The following is a 21,211-nucleotide window of genomic DNA, read 5'->3' as shown; positions in this document are numbered from 1 at the left end:
TAAAGAAATAAATTTAAGGAATCATTCATCCTTACACAAACTATTTTACAGTCTCGAAATAATGGATTGGCTTAAGAAGGACAGTTTTCATCATGATGATTTACCAAGAACTACAATGTTTTTAGGTTTTGTTGCTTCATTGCTTGCGGCAGTAATATCTATATTTAAAGGTTAAATATTTAGATTATATAATATAATTGTATAGTATAAATTGATCCATATCTAATTTTAATAATTGTGAGGTTTATAAATGGTTAAAGAAATTGATATAAAAAAATATAAGAAATTTGCAGATAAGACGATTAAATTTGAAAAAAGTTTAAACGCAATTTCTGGAACCAATGGAACTGGCAAATCCTCGCTTTTATATATTATTAGTAATGCGTATAAGCGTGTTAATAAAAGATGTGCTTGGATAAAAGATGAAAATTGTTTAAGTATTATTAATAGTATTAACTCTGAAGTAAATCCTAAAGTAGAATCATTAACACGTGAGAGTATGGATTATGTAGATCCAGCTCAAGGTATTAAAGGTAATTTATTTAAGGTTAAATATTATGATCATAATGAATTGGAATTTAGAAGACATAATTCTCCTAAAAATTCTAGATATGCTATAAAACCAATATATAAAAATAATTCTCATGATAAATTACCACAGTGTCCTATTATATATTTAGGACTATCTCGATTAATTCCATATGGCGAATATGATAGTGAAAAAAATCCTGTTTCATCAGTAAGGAATAGGTTACCTGAAAAATATCAAACTGAATTGAACGATCTGTACAATGAATTTACCCATTATAAAATAAATTCTATTAATGTACAGAAATTAGGCGATATAAAAACTAGAACACAATTTAAAAGTGATATTAAAGGTGTAGATTCGAATACTATTTCAGCAGGTGAGGATAATTTATATATAATTTTGACCGCTTTAGTATCATTACATTATTACTTTGACTCAATTGATAGTAAAAAAACGATTGAAAGTATATTATTAATTGACGAATTGGATGCAACTTTGCATCCATCATTTCAAATAAAACTATTGGAAAAAATGAGAGAGTATGCTCATGAATATAAAATTCAAATAGTTTTTACTACACACAGTTTATCTGCTTTGGAAAACTCTTTGCTAAATAAAGACAATGTTATATATTTGATAAATCAAGTAACCAATGTTGATGTGATGTCTGATCCAGATATTTATAAAATAAAAATGCATTTGAATACTTTGACAACAAACGATATTTATCAAGATAAAGTTATACCTGTTTTTACCGAGGATGAGGAAGCCAGGTTTCTATTAGATAGATTGTTTGAATATTTTCAAAATCAAGAAGAATTTAAAAATTTTATTGAAGTTAAACGATTCTTTCATCTAGTTAAAGCAAATTTGGGAGCAAATAGTTTAAGAGATATTTTTAAGGATAATAAACTTCTAAAGAATACCATGAAAGCTATTTGTATATTAGATGGTGATCAAAATGTAGATAAAGATAAAATTTATGGCATTATTGCTTTACCTGGTAAAAATCATTTTAAAGGAGAGACAGGAAAATCTCCAGAAAAACTTTTATTTGATTATGCTGAAGAGTTATTTAATAAGGATAATAATTTTTGGAGTAATAATACAATTAGCAGTAGAGGCTATAGTAAAGAATGGTATCTTGATAAAATAAAGGTTCCTATAGATAAATTTGAAAAAGAAGAAAAGAATGGTAAAAATAAGGAAAAGAAACGCCAATTTAATAAAAAATTGTTTAACGATCAGCGAGACTTCTTTGATTTACTATTTAAAAATTGGCTAAATAACTCTGAACATGAGTCAATGATTAGAAAATTTTATTATGATTTAAGGGAAATGTTTAAAAAAGTTGCTCCCTATAATGGAATCGATAAAAATCTATGGCAATAATTATTTTTACATATTTAGATTTTGTATAAGAGAGGCCCAAAATGCCAATAACTCAATCTCCTCTACGTTATCCAGGAGGGAAAACGCAATTAACTACATACGTAAAGCATTTATTGAAGGTTAATGGTATTTCAGGTACATATATTGAACCTTTTGCTGGTGGCTTTGGTGTAGGATTAGAACTTTTATATTCTAATGTGGTTTCAAATGTTGTAATAAATGACTTGGACCCATCAATATTTGCAATTTGGAATGCTATTTTAAATCAAACAGATGATTTTATTCATTTAATACAAACAACACCCGTGAATATTTATGAATGGAAATTACAGCAGAAAATTAGAGAAAAGACAAAAAGTAATCCTAATTCCATTGATAATGGTTTCGCTTCTTTTTTCTTAAATAGAACAAATGTAAGTGGAATTATTAATGGTGGTCCTATAGGAGGAAAAACGCAGAGTGGAAAATATAAATTAGATTGTAGATTTAATAAAAAGGCTCTGATTAAAAAAATAAAAAAAATTGCGTCACATAAAGACAGAATCACTTTAAAAAATCTGGATGCAAATAAATTTATAGTCCAAGAGATACCTAAATATTCTAAGAAAGATACTTTTATCTTTTTTGATCCGCCTTATTACACTCAAGGTAAAAATCTATATTTATCTTTTGTAAATAAAGATGAGCATAAAAAATTAGCTCAAAACATTTTAAATCTATCAGATTATAAATGGATAACGACATATGATATCGAAGAGGAAATCTTAAAACTCTATCACCCTTATGTTAAGACTTATACATATAGATTAAACTATTCTGCTAATAAGAAAAGAAAAGCCAAGGAATATATTTTTATTAACAATAATACTAAAGCAGAATCATTTGAAAAAGTAAAATTGGATCGAGTTTGATTCTTTTCTAAAAAGCACCTCTGTATTATGAGATGTTTTTTATTATGGTAGTTTTTATGTTTGTGTGAAACATATAATATTTATTGATATAATTTAGATGTTTGTAAAGTATAGCTCCAATAATCTCGTGAGTAGAGGTTATTGGAGCTTTTTGCGTGATATAGATAGGATTTTTTGATGGATATACAGATGAACATACAACATGGAAAGGCTTATAAACAGAGACATCGACCTATTTGCGGTATATATGCCTTTCTAAATGGAATCTTACATGATGATGACCAAAAAGAAAAACTTCAAAAATGTTATGTAAATAAAATAGCAAATCAAATATGGGACATGGCTTTAAGTTCCATAAGTTTGAATAATACAAATAAATATAATCGTATCCTTGATAAGAATGATATTTTAAAGGATTATTCTTTAGTTGGGGAATTTTATGATTCGGTTACTTTAGTTAATTTTTTTATACAAAAACATGACTCAATTATAAAGTTGTTACAACAATATAGTTTAGACATTAATTATGAAATTACTGATAATTTTAAGCATAAGAATTTAGAACTATATGATGATCAAATAAAAGAAAATTGTTTTTATTTAATTCCTATAAATTCGAATAGAGGATGGGGTAAAAATAAAAACAATATGCATTGGATCTGCTATAAAAAGTGCGATAAAAATCTTGTCATTTTCAATAGTGGAGATGAAGTGACAGAAAAAAGAGCTAAGAGAAATGCTGCCTTATGTAAAAGTACTATACGTAGTAAGTATATTTTAAATACTTATGAATTATTAGAAGTATGGAAAAATATGTATAATCGTGAGACTGATTATAGAAATAAAAAGAACTTAGAATTATATTTTGACTTTTACAAATGGAAACCTAAGTTATTGGTAAAATTTTTTAAAAAACATACTACGAAATATCCTTCCAATTATTGGGATAGAATTGATAAGATAAACAAAGGATGTAAATATTCTTTTGAGAAAAGTAATTTCAATATAGTAAAAGTAACTATTAAATGAAGTTAGATAGTTAAGAATGTGCAAATTTATTACTAATATGGCGATTTGATGGAAAAAGAAAGCTTTGAAGATCAGTTTAAGAAACTAACTTTATCTGAAATAGATGATATTATATCTAAATATTCCGATTATCCAATGAATAAAACTATTAGATTACATGTTTTTTATGATCAGAATAAGGATAAGCCGATAAAAATTTCTGTAACTAATCAAGATAGAAAAAATATGAATGAGTTTGCCGAGTTTAGACATAATGCTTATGCAGCATATTCAATTTTTGATATTGAAAAACAAGCTTTTGATTTATTGATGAATCAGAAGCCGGAATTTCCACCTAAAGCTCCAGATATTAGTAATAAGCTAATACTAGATTATATTTCAGATGCAAGGGTCTTTATAGATTCAACAACAAATTGGGTGAAGAAAAATATTCCAGATTACTTTGATAAATGGGACAATATTAGAAAAGATTTGTATTCAACAAGTGCGTCTTACAGAATATGTTATCATTTGAGAAATTATGTACAGCATAAGATGTACGTACCAACAGAAGCAGTATCAGTATTTTCTTCTAATACAGTAGATTACATGTTGGATATAGATAATTTATTGGAAGATAGCCAGTTTGTAAATAAAGTGAAATTACCAAATGATTATTTTAAAGATAAGAGTCATATGTACTTAAAGGGGCATGTAGTTGAAGAGACTGTCAAATCTTTTGTGTAAATAGTTCTTTCTCGCAAATTGATTTTTTAATTATTTATTCAAAATAAGATTCTAAGGTATCCTGAACCTGACCAAAGCCTTTATGAATTCGGTTGAAATAGCGGTCATTGTAGCTCATTGCCTGGATGCCAATAAATGCATCAAGCGACTGTTCAGTTGGAAATTCTGCCTTAGGCTTAGCTTTACGCTTGATGACGTTGTTAAAGGATTCAATCATATTGGTGGAGTAAATTGAAGCCCTGATCTGCTTAGGATAGCTGTAAAAGACCAGCAGATCAGGTTCAATCTCTTTGAGATTTCTGATGACATGGTTGTACGCTCTGTTCCACTTGTCATAGAAGGCGTGCAAGACTTTGATCGCAGCTTCTTTATCTGGCTGTTGATGGATTTGCTTGAATTCATTCATGATCGTTTCGCGATCATCTACGCGTACTTTAGCGCAGATATTGCGCATGACATGAACTAGACAGCGTTGAAAATGAGCTTGGGGATATGTCTTTTCCAGTACCGTCTTCATGCCCACAACGCCATCTGAAAGAAAGAGCTCAACCTGTTCTAGACCGCGAGACTTCATGTCTTGAAGCATTTCCGTCCAATTCTCGACGTTTTCGCTGGGAGCAATGCGGTAATCGATGACTTCCTTGTGGCCATTAGGCTTGATGCCAATGGCAATATAAACTGCTTCACGATCAAAGGTTATGCGACGCAAAGGAATGTAGGTAGCGTCCAAATAAACGCAGAAGAACTTGTCACTGAGTTTGCGCTGATGATAGGCCTCGACTTTTGGAATCATCTGCTTGGAGATGTTAGATACCTGAGCTGGGCTGTAATGACTGCCATACATCTTTTCAATCAAGTCGGCTATTTCTCTGGTGGTTACGCCTTTGGAATATAGCTTGATAATCATGCTTTCCAAGACATCGGAGTGCTGCTTGTAGTCAGGGAGCGTGTGCTGATGAAACATGCCGTTGCGGTCCCTAGGCACTTGAATTTCAATCTCGCCAAATTGCGTATCAACTTTGCGGAAGTAAGCACCATTGCGTGAATTGCCTGTATTCCAGCCAGCTCTGGCATAAGGATCATAGCCTAAAAACGCAGTCAGCTCAGCTTTCAATAGGTCATTAACTGCTTGCTGGAGTTCTTTGCGCAATAAATCGTTTATTTTGTCTTGATTGAATAGAGCTTGTGCCATATTTTTGGTAAAATCATTCATGAAGGAGTTCTTCTTTCTGTATGTGTTTTTTGTTCAAACCAATCATACGAGAAAGGAACTCCTTTTTCTAATGTTTTAAGAAATTAATTTAAGGAATTATTCATCCTTACACAAACTATTGTACGGTCTCATATTTTTTTAGTATAGATAAATTTGATTTGATAATATGATATACTACAAATGTTCAAAAATACAAAGGAAACAAATAATATGAACACAAAAGAAATAGAAGTATTAAGAACAATAAAACCAGGTATTAGCCAAAGAGATTTAGCTAAAAAGCTTAATATCTCACTTGGAAAAGTTAATCAGATAATTAGTGAATTAAAAAGGCAAAGATTTATAGACCAAAATAACAATATTACTACTAAGGCCGAAATATATTTTGAGTCTCATCATCCAAAAAATGCAATTATTCTTGCAGCAGGATATGGAATGAGAATGGTGCCTATTAATACTGAGGAACCAAAAGGATTGTTGGAAGTTAAAGGTGAAACTTTAATTGAACGCTTGATTAAACAATTACATGAAGTGGGAATTAAAAATATCGAAATTGTAGTCGGCTTTATGAAGGAACATTATGAGTTTTTAATTGATAAATATCATGTCAATTTAGTTGTTAATTCTCATTATAAGGATTGGAATAATATCTACTCTTTATTTTTAGTTAATAATGTCATATCTAATACTTATGTTCTCCCTTGTGATGTATGGTTTAAAACTAACCCATTTTCTACCGTTGAAGATGAATCATGGTATTTATTTGGGGAAGAAATAGTAACGGGTTCGGATTGGCAAGTTAAAAATAATGGTAAGGTGCGTTTTAAAGCATCAAATGGAAATAAAATGATTGGTCTTGCATATATAAATAGTACGCATGGAAAAATTGTTTCAAAAAGACTAGAAGAAATGATTAAAAAGGAGCGTCATACTTCTTTCTGGGAAGATGTTTTAGAGGATAAAAAGACGTTCTTGCTCAATGGTAAAGTTATTTCTGATGATTCACATGCTGAAATTAATTCTTATGAACAATTGCTAGATTTAGATTCAGGATCAACGCATTTAAAAAATAACGCAATTGAGATTATCGAACAAGTTTTAAAGGTAAATAAAAAAGATATTCATAATATTCATACTTTAAAAAAAGGAATGACAAATAGATCTTTCATTTTTACAGTTAATAATAAAAGATATATTATGCGGATTCCTGGTGAAGGAACAGATAAGCTAATCGATCGAAAAGAAGAGTATGATGTTTACCAGAAAGTGAAAACAGAGCCATATACTGAAAAAATATTATATTTAAATCCAGATAATGGATACAAAATATCTGAATTTCTAGAAAATACTAGAAATAGTGATGCAAATAATTTTCAAGATGTTAAAAATAGTATGAGTGTCTTACGACAATTTCATAAGCAAAACTATCAAGTTAATCATACTTTTGACATTTGGAGGCAGATAGATCTTTATGAAAGTCTTAGAAATACAGATTCAGCTTATCGAGATTATTCAGAAACAAAGAACAATGTTCTTAAGCTAAAAAAATTTATTGAAGATAATATTGATAGATGGTCTTTATGTCATATAGATGCCAATTCAGATAACTTCTTGATTGATCAGAACGAAAATGTATTTCTTATCGATTGGGAATATGCTGGCATGCAGGATCCAGATTTGGATATTGCAATGTATGCCATTTATGCTGGCTATAATAAAGACAAAATTGATGAACTAATAGATATTTACTATGAAAATAAATGCAAAGATAATATTAGACATAAAATTTATGCTTATGTTGCTGTAGGAGGACTACTGTGGAGTAACTGGTGTGAATATAAGCAATCATTAGGACTAGATTTTGGCGAATATTCAATCGCACAATATCGTTATGCCAAAGAGTACAGTAAATTAGTTTTAAAGTATTTGGAGAAGAAGAATGACTAAATTAGATAATGCAATAATAATGGCAGCTGGTTTAGGAACCAGAATGAGACCATTAACTAATGAGACGCCTAAACCCTTAGTAAAGGTAAATGGAACTAGAATGATCGAAAGTATTATTCAGGCGTTGCATCGAGAAAATATAAATGACATTACAATTGTAACGGGATATTTAGCAGATAAGTTTGATTTCTTACCCCAAAAGTATGCTGGTGTTAAGTTGATTAATAACCCATATTTTAACAAGTATAATAATATTTCTTCTCTGTATGTAGCTAGAAAAGAGTTAAAGAATACAATCATTTTAGATGGTGATCAATTAATCTATAATCCAGGAATTTTAAGTGCTGATTTTGAAAAATCAGGTTATGCAGGAAGTTTAATTAACGAATGGTCAGATGAATGGATAATGCATACCGATAACGAAGGTAGAGTTATATCTTGTGATCGAGATGGTGGTGACCAGGGTTGGCGACTATACAGTGTTTCTAAATGGAATGCTAATGATAGTGCTATGTTAGGAGAACTTGTAGAAAAGGAATTTGAAAATAAGAACTATGATATTTATTGGGATGACGTTCCAATGTTTATCTATGCTGATAAGTTTAACCTTTCTGTACATAAAATAAATAAAGAAGATATCGTTGAAATTGATAGTATTGAAGAATTAGCTGATATAGATTCTTCTTATAAGAAATATGTAAAGTAAGATGAAGAAAAAAATTTCAAAAATAGATCTTTCGTTGATCTCTATTCCTTTGTTATCGGTTTTACTTTTAAGTTGTATATTTCTTATTTTCCCCAATGAATCAAAAAGTTTCTTAGTAAATATTCGTTCGGAAATTAATAAATATTTCTCCGGTTATTACCTTTGGGTAGGAATTCTATTTTTATTAAGTACGTTGGTCTTAGCTTTTTCACCATTAGGAAATATAAAAATAGGAAAGGAAAACGATAAACCAATTTATCCAACTCTTAAATGGGGGATGATGATTTTTACCTCTACAATGTCAGCGGATGTCATTTTTTATTCCTTGTGTGAGTGGATGATGTATATTGGAGAGCCGACTATTCAAAGCAAAAAGAATCCATTTGAGTGGTCGCTGACGTATTCATTATTTCACTGGGGTCCGATTGCATGGTCATTTTATATTATGTTGGCAGTTGCATTTGGATATATGCTCTATGTGTCTCAAAACAAAAAACAGAAATTCTCAGAAGCATGTCGACCAATTTTTGGAAATTTAATTGATGGTATTACGGGTAAAGTAATAGATTTAATTGCGATTTTTTCTCTAGTGGCAGCAACAGCTACTACTTTTTCAATGTCCCTTCCTTTATTAGCTCAAGTTGCGAAAACTTTGTTTCATGTAGGAACTGTACAAACCTGGTCTTTAATTTTAATGGTATTGATAGTCATAATTTATTTATCAGTTTCTTTACTTGGCTTAAAAGCAATGAGCCGTTTTTCGGTAATAGCTTTCTCTATGTTTGGACTTTTATTATTATATGTCTTACTTGTAGGAGGTGGAGTGAGTTCTGACTTTGTGGCAGGAGGAGCTGCAATAAGAAATTTAACTACTAATTTTATTTCTTTAGCACTGCCAAATAAAATTAATAGTTTTACTCAAAATTGGACTGTGTATTATTGGTCTTATTGGATTGTTTGGTGTGTTGCTACTCCATTTTTTATTGGAAGTATTAGTAAAGGAAAAAAAATTTGTGAAATTATTCTAGGTGCATATTTTTGGGGGTTGAGTGGCACTTTCTTATCCTTTATTATTTTGAGTAATTTTGGGATTAGAGAACAAATTCGCGAAATTATCAATGTTACAGCCTTATTAAGCAAAGACGTTTCTTATCCGGTAATCATAACTACTCTTTTTAGAACTTTACCTCATTACGAATGGGGATTAATTATCCTTAGTGGAGCAATGATAGGATTGTACTGCACAGTTTTTGATTCCATAACGATGGTCATTTCCAAATACTCGTACAAGAATTTACTTGTAGAAGAAACTCCAAGTAAAAAAATGAGAGCATTTTGGTCAATTGCTTTTAGTATTTTTCCTTTAGTACTGATTCTGACTGGGGAGTCTGTTTATAATATTCAATCAGTGGCTATTATTGCTGCACTACCAACTAGTATAGTTATGATTTTAATTGTAATTAGTTTTTATAAGAGTTTGCTTGGGCGGAAGAAAAATTGAATAAAGGTGTTGGAATGATTAGAAGAATAAAAAAGGTCATTAGAAAATTACCATTAAGAGTACAGAAAAAAGACACATTTCATTAAATTCAGATCAGTATAAGTGGGCGTTTTTGAATTGTTTATGCATTTTTCCAATTGTCATGTCGATTTTGTTAATTCCTTTGGCCTATAAGGAAAATGCATTGTCTTTTTTTAAAAGTTTTAATAATGGTTTTGCGTGGAAAGACTATCTGTCTACAGTATTTTATGTATACTATTGTTGTGCTTTAATTTATATTTTAATAACAATATTTTATATAGAAAATATCCATCTGCATGTTGATTTGATAAAAAACTATTAACGTTAGCGTTACCTATATATCTGATTGTGGGTTGGGGAAATTCGTTACCTACATATTTAATTGAAAAATGGAAAAGATTTTTTTGCTTAAGTATTGAAAGTAGACAATCTTTTTTTATTTTAGTAGCAGCCGAATTAACTATTAGCTTTCTATTTTCAGAAGTTTTTGAATATATGAATACACGAGCTGAAGGAAGATGGTATGTGATTAAACCTTGGCAGTGGGGAATAGATTTTACAAATTGGATATATTACTTAAGCTATGGAATATTTACCTATAGTGTGCTGCTAATTAATTATCTAAAATGTTGGTTTTATCCTATAGCAGCTATAATATGTGTTTTATTACTACTTGGAGTAGCCATGTTACTTCCTTGGAACAGAAAAAGCATAAATTATTTAATATCATGTGAAATGGCCATTATGACAGCTAATATGTTTGATCATAAGTTAATATATTTATCAATGTATGGTTGTGTATTATTATCATTGTATTTGACAGAACAATTGCAAATATGGATTAAAAGATTTATAGATAAAACAACAGCGCAAGAGCAGAGACAGTATGTGAACAGCATTATAAGATACTCGCTGTCTGGTTATGGGGCTATAGGGATGATAATATTATTCATAATTACCTTACTAAAACATGGATTGTGATATAACAAATGCTTAATTTTGATGAAGAAGTAATGAGTATAGCGTTATATTAATTAGTTTTTTAGTAAGAAGAGTAGTGAATAACTGAATGAGGCATTAAAATACTGTGAAAATATGATGCCTTTTAGCTTATTTACAGATTGATTATAATTCTTACCGTTTATATCTATATTGAGCGACCAAGTAGGTACACCAACTTATACTTTTGATTTATCTAGCTTATTGGTAAACATGATTGAAACTGATAAGTACGGATACTACCATGCAACTAATGCTGAATTACCAGCAAGTGAAGGCGACTATGACGAAAATGGTACTAAGACCGGCTATATTTCTTGGTACGATTTCACTAAAGAAATCTACCGCCAAGCAGGCTACAAGACTAAGGTAACTCCTGTAACTACTGAAGAATATGGCTTATCAAAGGCTGTTCGTCCATTTAACTCTCGCTTAGACAAGAGTAAGTTAGAAGAAAACGGCTTTAAGCCACTTCCAACTTGGCCAGATGCTATCAGCCGCTACTTAGATATTTTAAAGGTCGACGGCTTCTTTGATGAGTTGGGGAAGTAAGTTTTTAACTAAATAATACCGAATGAAAGGCTAAGCATTGTGCTTGGTCTTTTTTGGTGGGGAAATTTTTCAAGTATAATTTTATAGAAACATTTCTATTGAAATTTGTAGCGGTAAACTATAAACTATACTTAACAGATCAAGTTTAGAGGCCGTAGGAGTCAGGTTCTAAACTAAAGAAAGTCTTGGTATAATTTTTATATCAAGACTTTTCTTTTTGGAGATTTTTAGATGGAAGATACAAAACCTTTTAAAACTTATCGACAACAATTATGCATACTTAGAGCACGTGGATTAGAAGTCCCGACTGATGGGAAAGCTAAACAGGCTCTAGAAAGAATAGGCTATTATACTTTAATTAAACATTTGTTTTTAGCAAGAGATTCATATGGTAATATTATTCATCCAGAAAAGTTTATTCCGGGAGTTAGTTTCAGAGAAATAGTTGCTTTATATGATTTAGATAAAGAATTAACGTCTATTCTTTATGATGGACTCGTAGCTTATGAGATAACTTTGGGTGCAGAAATTTCATATTTTAACTTTGACGGATGCTATCAAGCCACTACTTAGACGTTTTAAAAGATGACCGCTTCTTTGATGAGTTAGAGAAGTAATTTGAATTAGGTTAAATATAGAAGAAAGAGCAGGCTCTTTTTGGTATGATAGATTATTTTAGACAAAAATAATAAAGAAGTGGGGAAATATCTGTGAATGAAAACTTTTTATTTATGAAATAGTTTCTTGTTAGTAATTAGAGATTGAGTTAAAACTATTAATAGTTATTGTAGGAGATAGTATGGTTGAAAATCAACGGGCTAATAAAACTAGAGCCGGCTTTACGTTTCAAGATTTAGCAGCAATAGTTTTATTTATTGATAATTTTGATGAATTAAAAAGTATCAAAGCAGAGGGAAATAAAGAAGATATTGACGTAGAACTTCTTGATGGTAATTGGATATATGCTCAGGCTAAGATGATCACAGATCCAATTAATTCAAAAAAAGCATATAGAAGACGCAGAATGAGTGAATCGTTTACGTCACTTTGTAATAATTTATTTAAGTCTGAACAGCCTGTTTCTAATATTGTCTATATTTCGAATTGTAAAGATCCAATAGGTGAGGAAGATACACCTACTAAATCTACTTATTCTATTTATCCGTTGAAATTTAATCAGCTTGCAAATGTTACACAAAAAAGAATAGAAAATATGTTGGGAAAGAAAATAGAGAGTGATTATCTAAAGGAAAAAAACAAATCGAAAGAAGAAGTATTAGATACTTTGAAAAGAACATTTGGTGTTCAGATAATTCCTTTTGATCCACGATATAAATATGAAGATAAGTTTAAATCGGTTCAAAATTATGTAAACAATTTCCTAATAAGTAGAAATTTAATGCAAAATGCTAGCTTAGATATTATGAGAAATTGGCACGATTTATTTAGAGAAAATAGTGAAAGTTATTCTAATAATAAAGTTTTAACTAAGAAAGATTTGCTTTGGATTATTGTAGTAATTGAGTGTAATCAACCATTTAATACAGATGTATTAGCGGCTAAATTAAAAGTTGATGTCGCTATTATGGACGGAATAATAATGAGATTTAGGGAAGTTTTTGACTATATAAGTGAACGATTAGAATTTTGTTCTAGAATTTGGACAGATGAAGAAGAATATATTACAAATAATTCTTCAAATAATATATATGATTTTATAAATAGTTCTTGGCAGAGTTATGCGAATTTATTTAAAGTTGAAAATGTGTCGGCTGAGGATCAAGAAATTTTAACTAAGGTAGCACTGTATAGAGTGTTGACTAAAAAAAATACAATTAAGAATATTATGGAAACAGGTAATGTGAATGTGGATTAAACAAATTGAATATGATGGTGGACTAGATTATAAAGGAAAAATAATTTTTGATAGAAAAAGTATTATTAGTAGTAAATATAATAAAAAGGGGAAAAGTACTTTATTAAGAGTAATTCTTTATGCATTGGGATTTGAAGTTGTAAGGACAAATGGAATTGCCAATTTAGACTTAAAAACAAATATAAAAATTTTAACTGACGATTTAGAAGAGATACAAATTTTTAGAAATAACGAAAAAGTAATACTAGAAGAAAGTTCTAGTGATAGAAAACGAGAACTACATTTACCAGAGGATCAGGAAGTATTGCAATCTACTTTTTTTGATTTTAACAATGGAAAATTGTTAGAAAACTTCTTAGGCACTTTTTATTTTGAACAAGGTAGAGGATATTCTTTAATTAATAATGGAGTAGTTACACCGAAAAATCGTTTTAACTTAAAAGAATTAGTCACACAATTAGTACCTGAAGTAGAAGAAAAGTTAAAGGAAATAGAGAAAAAAGAAATTACAATTAGAAGAAATAAAGCAGCAATAAATGCAATAAATGCAGTTCTTAAGGATAACGATAATTTTATAGAAGAAGATAATCAAGATGAAATAACTATTCAAAATATAAATAGTTTAAAGTTTAAATTAAAACAGCTTAAAAGAAAAAAGCGTACGATTCTGGAATCGATTGAAGATAATAATAAACTTTTAGAATATATTGGTAAATTAAAATTACGATTAAGATTATCAGATAAAAGTGTAGTAGTAGTTACGTCAGATAAAATAGAAGGAATGGAAAATATATCAAACTATTTAATAAGTGAAAAAACAGTGGTTAATAATCAAATAAAAGAAACAAAACAGTTAATATATAAAAATGAAGAGGCTATTAAGAAAAAATATACGAACCGAGATATTGCGAAATTTTCTATTCCACAAGCTTTTAATTTTGAAAAAAATAAAGCTATGCTGAAATATTTAAATAAACAAGATGAAGAGCTTGCTTTACAAAAGAAAGAGTTATTAAGAAAAAATAGCTATCAAGAATTACAAGATAGAATTTATAAATTGTATACTGAATATGCAAGTGAGCTAAATATCTCAAATTGGCTAAAAAATGGAATTTTCTCAAGTAAAAACATTTCGGGTCTTACGGGTACAGAACAAGAATTTACGGCAATATCAATTCGATTAGCAGCTTTGAAATTAATTGAGGAGTTTACAAAAGTTAATTTACCAATTATTTTGGATTCACCATTTCAAGAATTGGATACTAAAAACAAAAAATTATTAGTTGATTTTTTAGAAAATGAATTTTCTGAAAAACACCAATTTATTATAACTTCAGTGAATAAAGAAATTCCTAATGATATCTATAATCATTGGCAAATTATTACTTTGGATTAAAAATAGAAAATTTAAGTATTAATATAGCACTAGTTTTAATTTCTATTTTTTACAAGGATTGATTTAGAAAAGAAATATAGCGTTATATTTATGTAAAAATCTTGTTAATTATGTATTATAAATATTTAGCAACAGAAAACAGTATAGAGCTATTTTGTGAGAGATTGGCACTAGAATATGCCTATTTTTTGGTATAATTTTATATTTTTGAAGTTCTGTATCTAGTTTATAAGATTACCTTTAATTAGATATTGCGGTCGCAACTCTCGTAGGTATGGAGATGGAAATGCATTATTTCCAGTTGAGTAAAATATCTTTAGGGATTGTCACAATCTAACGATAAATAATTTTTTATAAGAACTAAATAGCTAAAAATAGGTATTTGGTTCTTTTTCTTTTATAGATTATTTTATTGAACATACAGTATGTTACTAATGAAAAAACACCGCGGTTTAGATAATTACGATAGCATTCAAATTTTTATCCATTTAAGTTGAAAAACATTTAGTTAGTAGTTTTAGATGGTTGTTAGATCAATGAATGCTAGTTAAAAGAGTTACTCACATTATTTTTAAAGTTGTAAGAAAGCGCTTTTGTGAATTTTAAAGGAGGTCCCAAATGACTAAAGTTAAAGACGACTATATCGTAGGATTAGACATTGGTACTGATTCATGTGGATGGGTAGCAATGGATTCTGACAATGATATCCTCAAACTCCAAGGTAAAACAGCAATTGGATCACATTTATTTGAGGCTGGAAAATCAGCAGCTGATCGGCGTTTGTTTAGAACAACCCATCGAAGAATAAAAAGAAAAAGATGGCGTTTGAAATTATTAGAGGAATTTTTTGATCCTTATATGGCAGAAGTAGATCCATATTTCTTTGCTAGGTTGAAAGAATCGGGCCTTTCTCCATTAGATAAAAGAAAAAACGTATCTTCAATTGTTTTTCCAACTTCTGCTGAAGATAAGAAATTTTACGATGATTATCCTACTATTTACCATCTTCGGTATAAATTAATGACAGAAGATGAAAAATTTGATTTAAGAGAAGTCTATCTAGCAATTCATCACATTATTAAATATCGTGGGAATTTCTTATATAATACATCGGTAAAAGATTTTAAAGCATCAAAAATTGATGTAAAAAGTAGCATTGAAAAATTGAATGAGTTATATGAAAATTTGGGTTTAGATTTAAATGTTGAGTTTAATATCTCTAATACAGCAGAAATTGAAAAGATTATTAAAGATAAACAAATTTTCAAAAGAGATAAGGTTAAGAAGATAGCAGAATTATTTGCTATCAAAACTGATAATAAAGAACAAAGTAAACGTATAAAAGACATTTCTAAACAAGTAGCCAATGCTGTTTTAGGCTATAAAACAAGATTTGACACTATAGCACTAAAAGAAGTTAGTAAAGATGAATTATCAGACTGGAATTTTAAGCTTAGCGATATCGATGCAGATAGTAAATTTGAAGCATTAATGGGTAACCTTGATGAAAATGAACAAGCTATTTTGTTAACTATTAAAGAATTGTTTAATGAGGTTACTCTGAATGGAATTGTTGAAGACGGAAATACTTTGTCTGAATCAATGATTAAGAAATATAACGATCATTGTGATGATTTAAAATTGCTAAAGGAAGTTATTGATAATCATATTGATCAAAAGAAAGCCAAGAAATTAGCATTAGCCTATGATTTATATGTCAATAATCGTCATGGACAATTATTACAAGCAAAGAAAAAGCTGGGAAAGATCAAGCCTGGATCAAAAGAAGATTTTTATAAAGTAGTTAATAAAAATTTGGATGATTCTCAAGCATCTAGAGAAATAAAAAAGAAAATAGAACTAGATTCCTTTATGCCAAAACAAAGGACTAATGCTAACGGTGTAATTCCTTATCAATTACATCAATTAGAACTGGATAAAATTATTGAAAATCAGAGTAAGTATTATCCATTCTTAAAAGAGATTAATCCTGTTTCGTCACATTTGAAAGAAGCACCGTATAAGCTAGATGAGTTAATCAGGTTTAGAGTTCCATATTATGTCGGTCCATTAATTTCGCCAAATGAATCTACAAAAGATATTCAAACAAAGAAAAATCAAAATTTTGCATGGATGATTCGAAAAGAAGAGGGGCAAATAACACCATGGAATTTTGATCAAAAAGTTGATCGTATTGAATCTGCTAATAAGTTTATTAAGCGGATGACAACTAAAGATACTTACTTATTTGGTGAAGATGTCTTGCCTGCTAATAGTCTCCTTTACCAAAAATTTATGGTGTTAAATGAGCTTAATAATATCAGAATTAATGGTAAGCGAATATCAGTGGATTTGAAACAAGAAATATATGAGAACTTGTTTAAGAAACATACCACTGTAACGGTAAAGAAATTAGAAAACTATCTAAAAGAAAATCTTAATTTGGTTAAGGTTGAAATTAAAGGATTAGCCGATGAGAAGAAGTTCAATTCTGGGTTAACTACGTATAATAGATTTAAAAATTTGAATATTTTTGACAATCAAATTGACGACTTAAAATATCGAAATGATTTTGAAAAGATTATCGAATGGTCAACAATTTTTGAAGATAAATCGATCTATAAAGAAAAGCTGAGATCTATTGATTGGTTGAATGAGAAGCAGATTAATGCTCTAAGTAATATTAGGTTACAGGGATGGGGCAGACTATCTAAAAAATTATTAGCTCAATTGCATGATCATAATGGTCAAACTATTATTGAGCAACTTTGGGATAGTCAAAATAATTTTATGCAGATAGTAACTCAAGCTGACTTTAAAGATGCAATTGCAAAAGCTAATCAAAATTTATTAGTTGCTACTAGTGTAGAAGATATTTTAAATGATGCTTATACTTCACCTGCAAACAAAAAAGCAATTCGTCAAGTAATTAAAGTGGTTGATGACATTGTCAAAGCAGCTTCTGGAAAAGTTCCTAAACAGATTGCAATAGAATTTACTAGAGATGCCGATGAGAATCCTAAGAGAAGTCAAACTAGAGGAAGTAAGCTGCAAAAAGTTTATAAAGATTTGTCAACTGAATTAGCATCTAAGGCAATTGCAGAAGAGTTAAATGAAGCTATTAAAGATAAAAAAATTGTGCAAGATAAATATTATCTATACTTTATGCAGCTTGGTAGGGATGCCTATACTGGAAAACCAATTAATATTGACGAGATTCAAAAATATGATATTGACCATATTTTGCCACAAAGTTTCATTAAAGATGATGCTTTAGATAATAGAGTTTTAGTTTCTAAAGCAGTAAATAATGACAAGTCTGATAATGTACCAGTAAAATTGTTCGGTAATGAAATGGCTGGTAATTTAGGCATAACTATTAGAAAAATGTGGGAAGAATGGAAGAATATTGGTTTAATTAGTAAGACCAAATATAACAACTTATTGACAGATCCAGATCATATTAATAAATATGAGTCTGCAGGTTTTATTCGGCGTCAATTAGTTGAAACAAGTCAAATTATTAAACTAGTTTCAACTATTTTACAGTCTCGCTATCCTAATACCAAGATAATAACCGTGAAAGCCAAATATAATCACTATTTACGAGAAAAGTTTAATTTATACAAGAGTAGAGAGGTAAACGACTATCATCATGCAATAGATGCGTATCTTTCGGCGATTTGTGGTAATCTTTTATACCAAAACTATCCTAATTTACGTCCATTCTTTGTTTATGGTCAATATAAGAAATTTAGCTCTGACCCTGATAAAGAAAAGGAAATTTTTAATAAGACTAGAAAATTCTCTTTTATCTCACAACTTTTGAAAAATAAATCAGAAAATAGTAAAGAAATAGCTGAAAAATTGAAGAGAGCATATCAATTTAAATATATGCTTGTATCTCGAGAAACAGAAACTAGAGATCAAGAAATGTTTAAGATGACTGTCTATCCACGATTCAGTAATGACACTGTTAAAACTCCTCGTAATTTGATTCCTAAGAAGATGGGGATGTCACCTGATATATATGGTGGATATACAAATAATTCTGATGCTTATATGGTAATTGTGAGAATAGACAAGAAAAAAGGAACAGAATATAAGATTTTAGGAGTACCTACCAGAGAATTAGTTAATTTAAAAAAGGCAGAGAAGGAAGATCACTACGAGTCTTATTTAAAAGAAATACTTGCACCAAGAATTTTGTATAACAAGAATGGAAAAAGAGATAAAAAGATTACCTCATTTGAAATAGTTAAGTCAAAAATCCCATATAAGCAAGTAATTCAAGATGGAGATAAAAAGTTTATGCTTGGTAGCTCAACATATGTATATAATGCTAAACAATTAACATTATCAACTGAGTCAATGAAAGCTATTACGAATAATTTTGATAAAGATAGCGATGAAAATGACGCATTGATCAGGGCTTATGATGAAATACTGGATAAAGTTGATAAATATTTGCCTTTATTTGATATCAATAAATTTAGAGAAAAACTGCATTCAGGAAGGGAAAAATTCATTAAATTATCTCTAGAGGATAAAAAAGATACCATCTTAAAAGTTTTGGAGGGATTGCATGATAATGCTGTAATGACAAAAATCCCAACTATTGGGTTGTCAACACCATTAGGATTTATGCAGTTTCCTAATGGCGTAATACTCTCAGAAAATGCAAAGTTAATTCATCAATCACCAACAGGTTTATTTAAAAAGAGCGTTAAGATTTCAGATTTGTAAAGAAAATAGGGAACCACCAATGTGATTCCCTATTTTTTGTATAAAAAAAGTCCCTCGATAACGTGGGACAAATATTGAAACTTTGCATCAAAAGATGCATTGCTTGATTTTAAATCTGGTTGTTAGATCAATAAAGTTTAGATGTTGGGAGCTACCCAACACAGTAATAGTATCATGAAATGTATTTTTATACAAGGAGGAAGAATATGGGATGGCGGTCTGTGATAATAACACAGCATGCAAAATTAACTTATTCAATGAATATGATGATTGTTCAAACAAGAGATGGGGTGAATCAGATTCCAATTGATGATATAAATCTAGTTTTAATTTCTACTTCTCAGGCAGTAATTACTAGTGCACTTATCAGTAAACTGGCTGAAAAACAATCTAAGGTAATATTTGTAGATGATAAGTATCAACCAATTAGTGAGACGGTTGACTATTATCCAGGAAGCAGGAATTTGGCTAAATTAGAAAATCAATTTCGGTGGGATGAGAAACGTAAAGAATTATTATGGACAAAAATTGTCACTAGAAAAATTCAAAATCAAATTGCAGTATTGCAGAATTATAAATTGTATGGGGAAGACATTCAGGAGGAGCTCGATCGAATTGAAGTTAATGATTCAACTAATCGGGAAGCCTTAGCAGCTAGAAAATATTTTATGAAAATGTTTGGAAAAGATTTTATTAGGAGAAATTCGGATGTAATTAATGCAGCCCTAGATTATGGGTATGCAATTTTACTCTCTGCTTTTGATCGAGAAATTGCAGTCAATGGATATTTATCTTATTTAGGTATTCATCATCATTCTCAAGAAAATCAATTTAATCTCGGCTCTGATCTAATGGAACCATTTAGACCGGTTGTAGACTACTGGGTAAAAGCACATGAAAATATTAGTGAATTTACTCCTGATATTAAATTTGGTTTAGTAGAACTATTAAGTTTAGAAATAAAATTTAATAGGAAAAGAACAATTTTATCTAATGCAATCACTGTTTATGTAAGAGATTGTTTAAGATTTTTAAGCGGTGAAATTGATAAAGTGAAAATAGAAATGGAGTTAATTCATGAGGTACCGAATGATGCGATTAATGATAATGTTTGATTTACCTGTCGATACGGCTGATGAAAGAAGAGAGTATAGACAATTTCGTAAGCGACTAATTAATGAAGGATTTTTAATGATTCAATATTCTATCTATGAAAGAGTATGTGTGAGTCGGAAAACAGCTACATTTTTAGAAAATAGAATAAAAAGTTTCTTACCAACTAGTGGGGTTGTTCAATCTTTAATGGTTACAGAAAAGCAATACAATGATATGCATTTTTTAGTAGGAGATCCAGTTAGAGATGTAAGAAATAGTTCAGATAGGACAGTGATTTTATGATTTTTTCATATTTATCGCATAAAAAAATGGTTTTAAATGGCTATGGTATGAAGATAATCGCAACCTCTAGTACAATAGCGTATCGGGATATTACGCAAAGTTTTAAGAATGAGAAGCAAATGGCTTTGATTTCTGATGATGAATATAATCAACTAGATATTAATAAAAATTTTGATTTTATTGGAGATATTCTACTGACTAAAAATATTTTCGTAAATTGCAATAATAAATTGAACACTTTTAATCAAGCTGCTTGATAGATTAGA

16 protein-coding genes and 1 pseudogene are annotated in these 21,211 nt (G+C 29.6%); 16 read left to right on the top strand and 1 reads right to left on the bottom strand.

Annotation, left to right across the window (positions count from 1 at the left end):
- The first annotated feature begins 250 nt into the window (after window positions 1–250).
- The 4 genes from CP370_RS07595 (at window position 251) to CP370_RS07580 (ending at window position 4,590) form a co-directional block, all read left to right on the top strand.
- Complete coding sequence (locus CP370_RS07595; RefSeq protein WP_087712899.1) at window positions 251–1,924, top strand: ATP-dependent endonuclease; 1,674 nt, start codon at window positions 251–253, stop codon at window positions 1,922–1,924.
- Window positions 1,925–1,965: 41 nt separating this feature from the next.
- On the top strand, window positions 1,966–2,835 hold the full coding sequence (locus tag CP370_RS07590; protein ID WP_087712900.1) for a DNA adenine methylase: 870 nt from the start codon (window positions 1,966–1,968) through the stop codon (window positions 2,833–2,835).
- Between the two features lie 189 nt (window positions 2,836–3,024).
- The gene (locus CP370_RS07585; RefSeq protein WP_143467870.1) at window positions 3,025–3,864 is read left to right on the top strand and encodes a hypothetical protein; all 840 of its coding nucleotides are present in this window, start codon (window positions 3,025–3,027) and stop codon (window positions 3,862–3,864) included.
- Window positions 3,865–3,912: 48 nt separating this feature from the next.
- Complete coding sequence (locus CP370_RS07580; protein WP_087712902.1) at window positions 3,913–4,590, top strand: hypothetical protein; 678 nt, start codon at window positions 3,913–3,915, stop codon at window positions 4,588–4,590.
- 34 nt (window positions 4,591–4,624) lie between these two features.
- On the opposite strand, the gene CP370_RS07575 is transcribed toward CP370_RS07580, so the two are convergent.
- Window positions 4,625–5,803 (bottom strand): IS256 family transposase, encoded by a 1,179-nt coding sequence (locus CP370_RS07575; RefSeq protein ID WP_087712898.1) that lies wholly within the window; start codon window positions 5,801–5,803, stop codon window positions 4,625–4,627.
- A gap of 210 nt (window positions 5,804–6,013) precedes the next feature.
- Between CP370_RS07575 and CP370_RS07570 the strand changes: the two genes are divergently transcribed.
- The 12 genes and pseudogenes from CP370_RS07570 (at window position 6,014) to CP370_RS07515 (ending at window position 21,202) form a co-directional block, all read left to right on the top strand.
- Entirely contained in the window at window positions 6,014–7,750 is a 1,737-nt protein-coding gene (locus CP370_RS07570) for a phosphotransferase (protein WP_087712903.1), read from the top strand.
- Window positions 7,743–8,456 carry a sugar phosphate nucleotidyltransferase gene (locus CP370_RS07565; RefSeq protein ID WP_087712904.1) on the top strand — a complete coding sequence of 238 codons (714 nt, stop codon included), beginning with the start codon at window positions 7,743–7,745 and terminating at the stop codon, window positions 8,454–8,456. The genes CP370_RS07570 and CP370_RS07565 overlap by 8 nt, the downstream gene beginning before the upstream one ends.
- Before the next feature lies 1 nt (window position 8,457).
- Window positions 8,458–9,957, top strand: coding sequence for a BCCT family transporter (locus CP370_RS07560; protein WP_087712905.1), 1,500 nt, complete (start codon window positions 8,458–8,460; stop codon window positions 9,955–9,957).
- A 369-nt stretch (window positions 9,958–10,326) separates the two neighbouring features.
- Window positions 10,327–10,959, top strand: coding sequence for a hypothetical protein (locus CP370_RS07555; protein WP_143467869.1), 633 nt, complete (start codon window positions 10,327–10,329; stop codon window positions 10,957–10,959).
- Between the two features lie 162 nt (window positions 10,960–11,121).
- Window positions 11,122–11,529 (top strand): annotated as a pseudogene (locus tag CP370_RS07550) (sugar nucleotide-binding protein); the annotation flags it as partial.
- A 231-nt stretch (window positions 11,530–11,760) separates the two neighbouring features.
- Window positions 11,761–12,102 (top strand): Abi family protein, encoded by a 342-nt coding sequence (locus CP370_RS07545; protein ID WP_087712907.1) that lies wholly within the window; start codon window positions 11,761–11,763, stop codon window positions 12,100–12,102.
- A gap of 226 nt (window positions 12,103–12,328) precedes the next feature.
- Window positions 12,329–13,405, top strand: a complete 1,077-nt coding sequence (locus CP370_RS07540) for a hypothetical protein (protein ID WP_087712908.1) — start codon at window positions 12,329–12,331, stop codon at window positions 13,403–13,405.
- Window positions 13,395–14,801, top strand: coding sequence for a hypothetical protein (locus tag CP370_RS07535; RefSeq protein ID WP_087712909.1), 1,407 nt, complete (start codon window positions 13,395–13,397; stop codon window positions 14,799–14,801). Before CP370_RS07540 ends, CP370_RS07535 begins: the two co-directional genes overlap by 11 nt.
- 618 nt (window positions 14,802–15,419) lie before the next feature.
- Window positions 15,420–19,547: a type II CRISPR RNA-guided endonuclease Cas9 gene (cas9, locus tag CP370_RS07530; protein WP_087712910.1), complete on the top strand. Its 4,128-nt coding sequence runs from the start codon at window positions 15,420–15,422 to the stop codon at window positions 19,545–19,547.
- Window positions 19,548–19,753: 206 nt separating this feature from the next.
- Entirely contained in the window at window positions 19,754–20,662 is a 909-nt protein-coding gene (gene cas1 / locus CP370_RS07525; RefSeq protein WP_087712911.1) for a type II CRISPR-associated endonuclease Cas1, read from the top strand.
- Window positions 20,640–20,945: a CRISPR-associated endonuclease Cas2 gene (gene cas2 / locus CP370_RS07520; protein ID WP_044025953.1), complete on the top strand. Its 306-nt coding sequence runs from the start codon at window positions 20,640–20,642 to the stop codon at window positions 20,943–20,945. Before cas1 ends, cas2 begins: the two co-directional genes overlap by 23 nt.
- The gene (locus CP370_RS07515; RefSeq protein WP_087712912.1) at window positions 20,942–21,202 is read left to right on the top strand and encodes a hypothetical protein; all 261 of its coding nucleotides are present in this window, start codon (window positions 20,942–20,944) and stop codon (window positions 21,200–21,202) included. The genes cas2 and CP370_RS07515 overlap by 4 nt, the downstream gene beginning before the upstream one ends.
- Window positions 21,203–21,211 lie beyond the last annotated feature (9 nt).

This window comes from Lactobacillus sp. UMNPBX19, from assembly GCF_002553805.1.
Lineage (GTDB): Bacteria > Bacillota > Bacilli > Lactobacillales > Lactobacillaceae > Lactobacillus.
Note: the sequence above shows the minus strand (reverse complement) of the source record. Positions and strands in the feature narration are given on the sequence as shown.

Coding starts and splice junctions, on each gene's coding strand:
- CP370_RS07595 (WP_087712899.1), top strand. CDS start 251: ATGGTTAAAGAAATTGATATAAAAAAATATAAGAAATTTGCAGATAAG.
- CP370_RS07590 (WP_087712900.1), top strand. CDS start 1,966: ATGCCAATAACTCAATCTCCTCTACGTTATCCAGGAGGGAAAACGCAA.
- CP370_RS07585 (WP_143467870.1), top strand. CDS start 3,025: ATGAACATACAACATGGAAAGGCTTATAAACAGAGACATCGACCTATT.
- CP370_RS07580 (WP_087712902.1), top strand. CDS start 3,913: ATGGAAAAAGAAAGCTTTGAAGATCAGTTTAAGAAACTAACTTTATCT.
- CP370_RS07575 (WP_087712898.1), bottom strand. CDS start 5,803: ATGAATGATTTTACCAAAAATATGGCACAAGCTCTATTCAATCAAGAC.
- CP370_RS07570 (WP_087712903.1), top strand. CDS start 6,014: ATGAACACAAAAGAAATAGAAGTATTAAGAACAATAAAACCAGGTATT.
- CP370_RS07565 (WP_087712904.1), top strand. CDS start 7,743: ATGACTAAATTAGATAATGCAATAATAATGGCAGCTGGTTTAGGAACC.
- CP370_RS07560 (WP_087712905.1), top strand. CDS start 8,458: ATGAAGAAAAAAATTTCAAAAATAGATCTTTCGTTGATCTCTATTCCT.
- CP370_RS07545 (WP_087712907.1), top strand. CDS start 11,761: ATGGAAGATACAAAACCTTTTAAAACTTATCGACAACAATTATGCATA.
- CP370_RS07540 (WP_087712908.1), top strand. CDS start 12,329: ATGGTTGAAAATCAACGGGCTAATAAAACTAGAGCCGGCTTTACGTTT.
- CP370_RS07535 (WP_087712909.1), top strand. CDS start 13,395: ATGTGGATTAAACAAATTGAATATGATGGTGGACTAGATTATAAAGGA.
- cas9 (WP_087712910.1), top strand. CDS start 15,420: ATGACTAAAGTTAAAGACGACTATATCGTAGGATTAGACATTGGTACT.
- cas1 (WP_087712911.1), top strand. CDS start 19,754: ATGGGATGGCGGTCTGTGATAATAACACAGCATGCAAAATTAACTTAT.
- cas2 (WP_044025953.1), top strand. CDS start 20,640: ATGCGATTAATGATAATGTTTGATTTACCTGTCGATACGGCTGATGAA.
- CP370_RS07515 (WP_087712912.1), top strand. CDS start 20,942: ATGATTTTTTCATATTTATCGCATAAAAAAATGGTTTTAAATGGCTAT.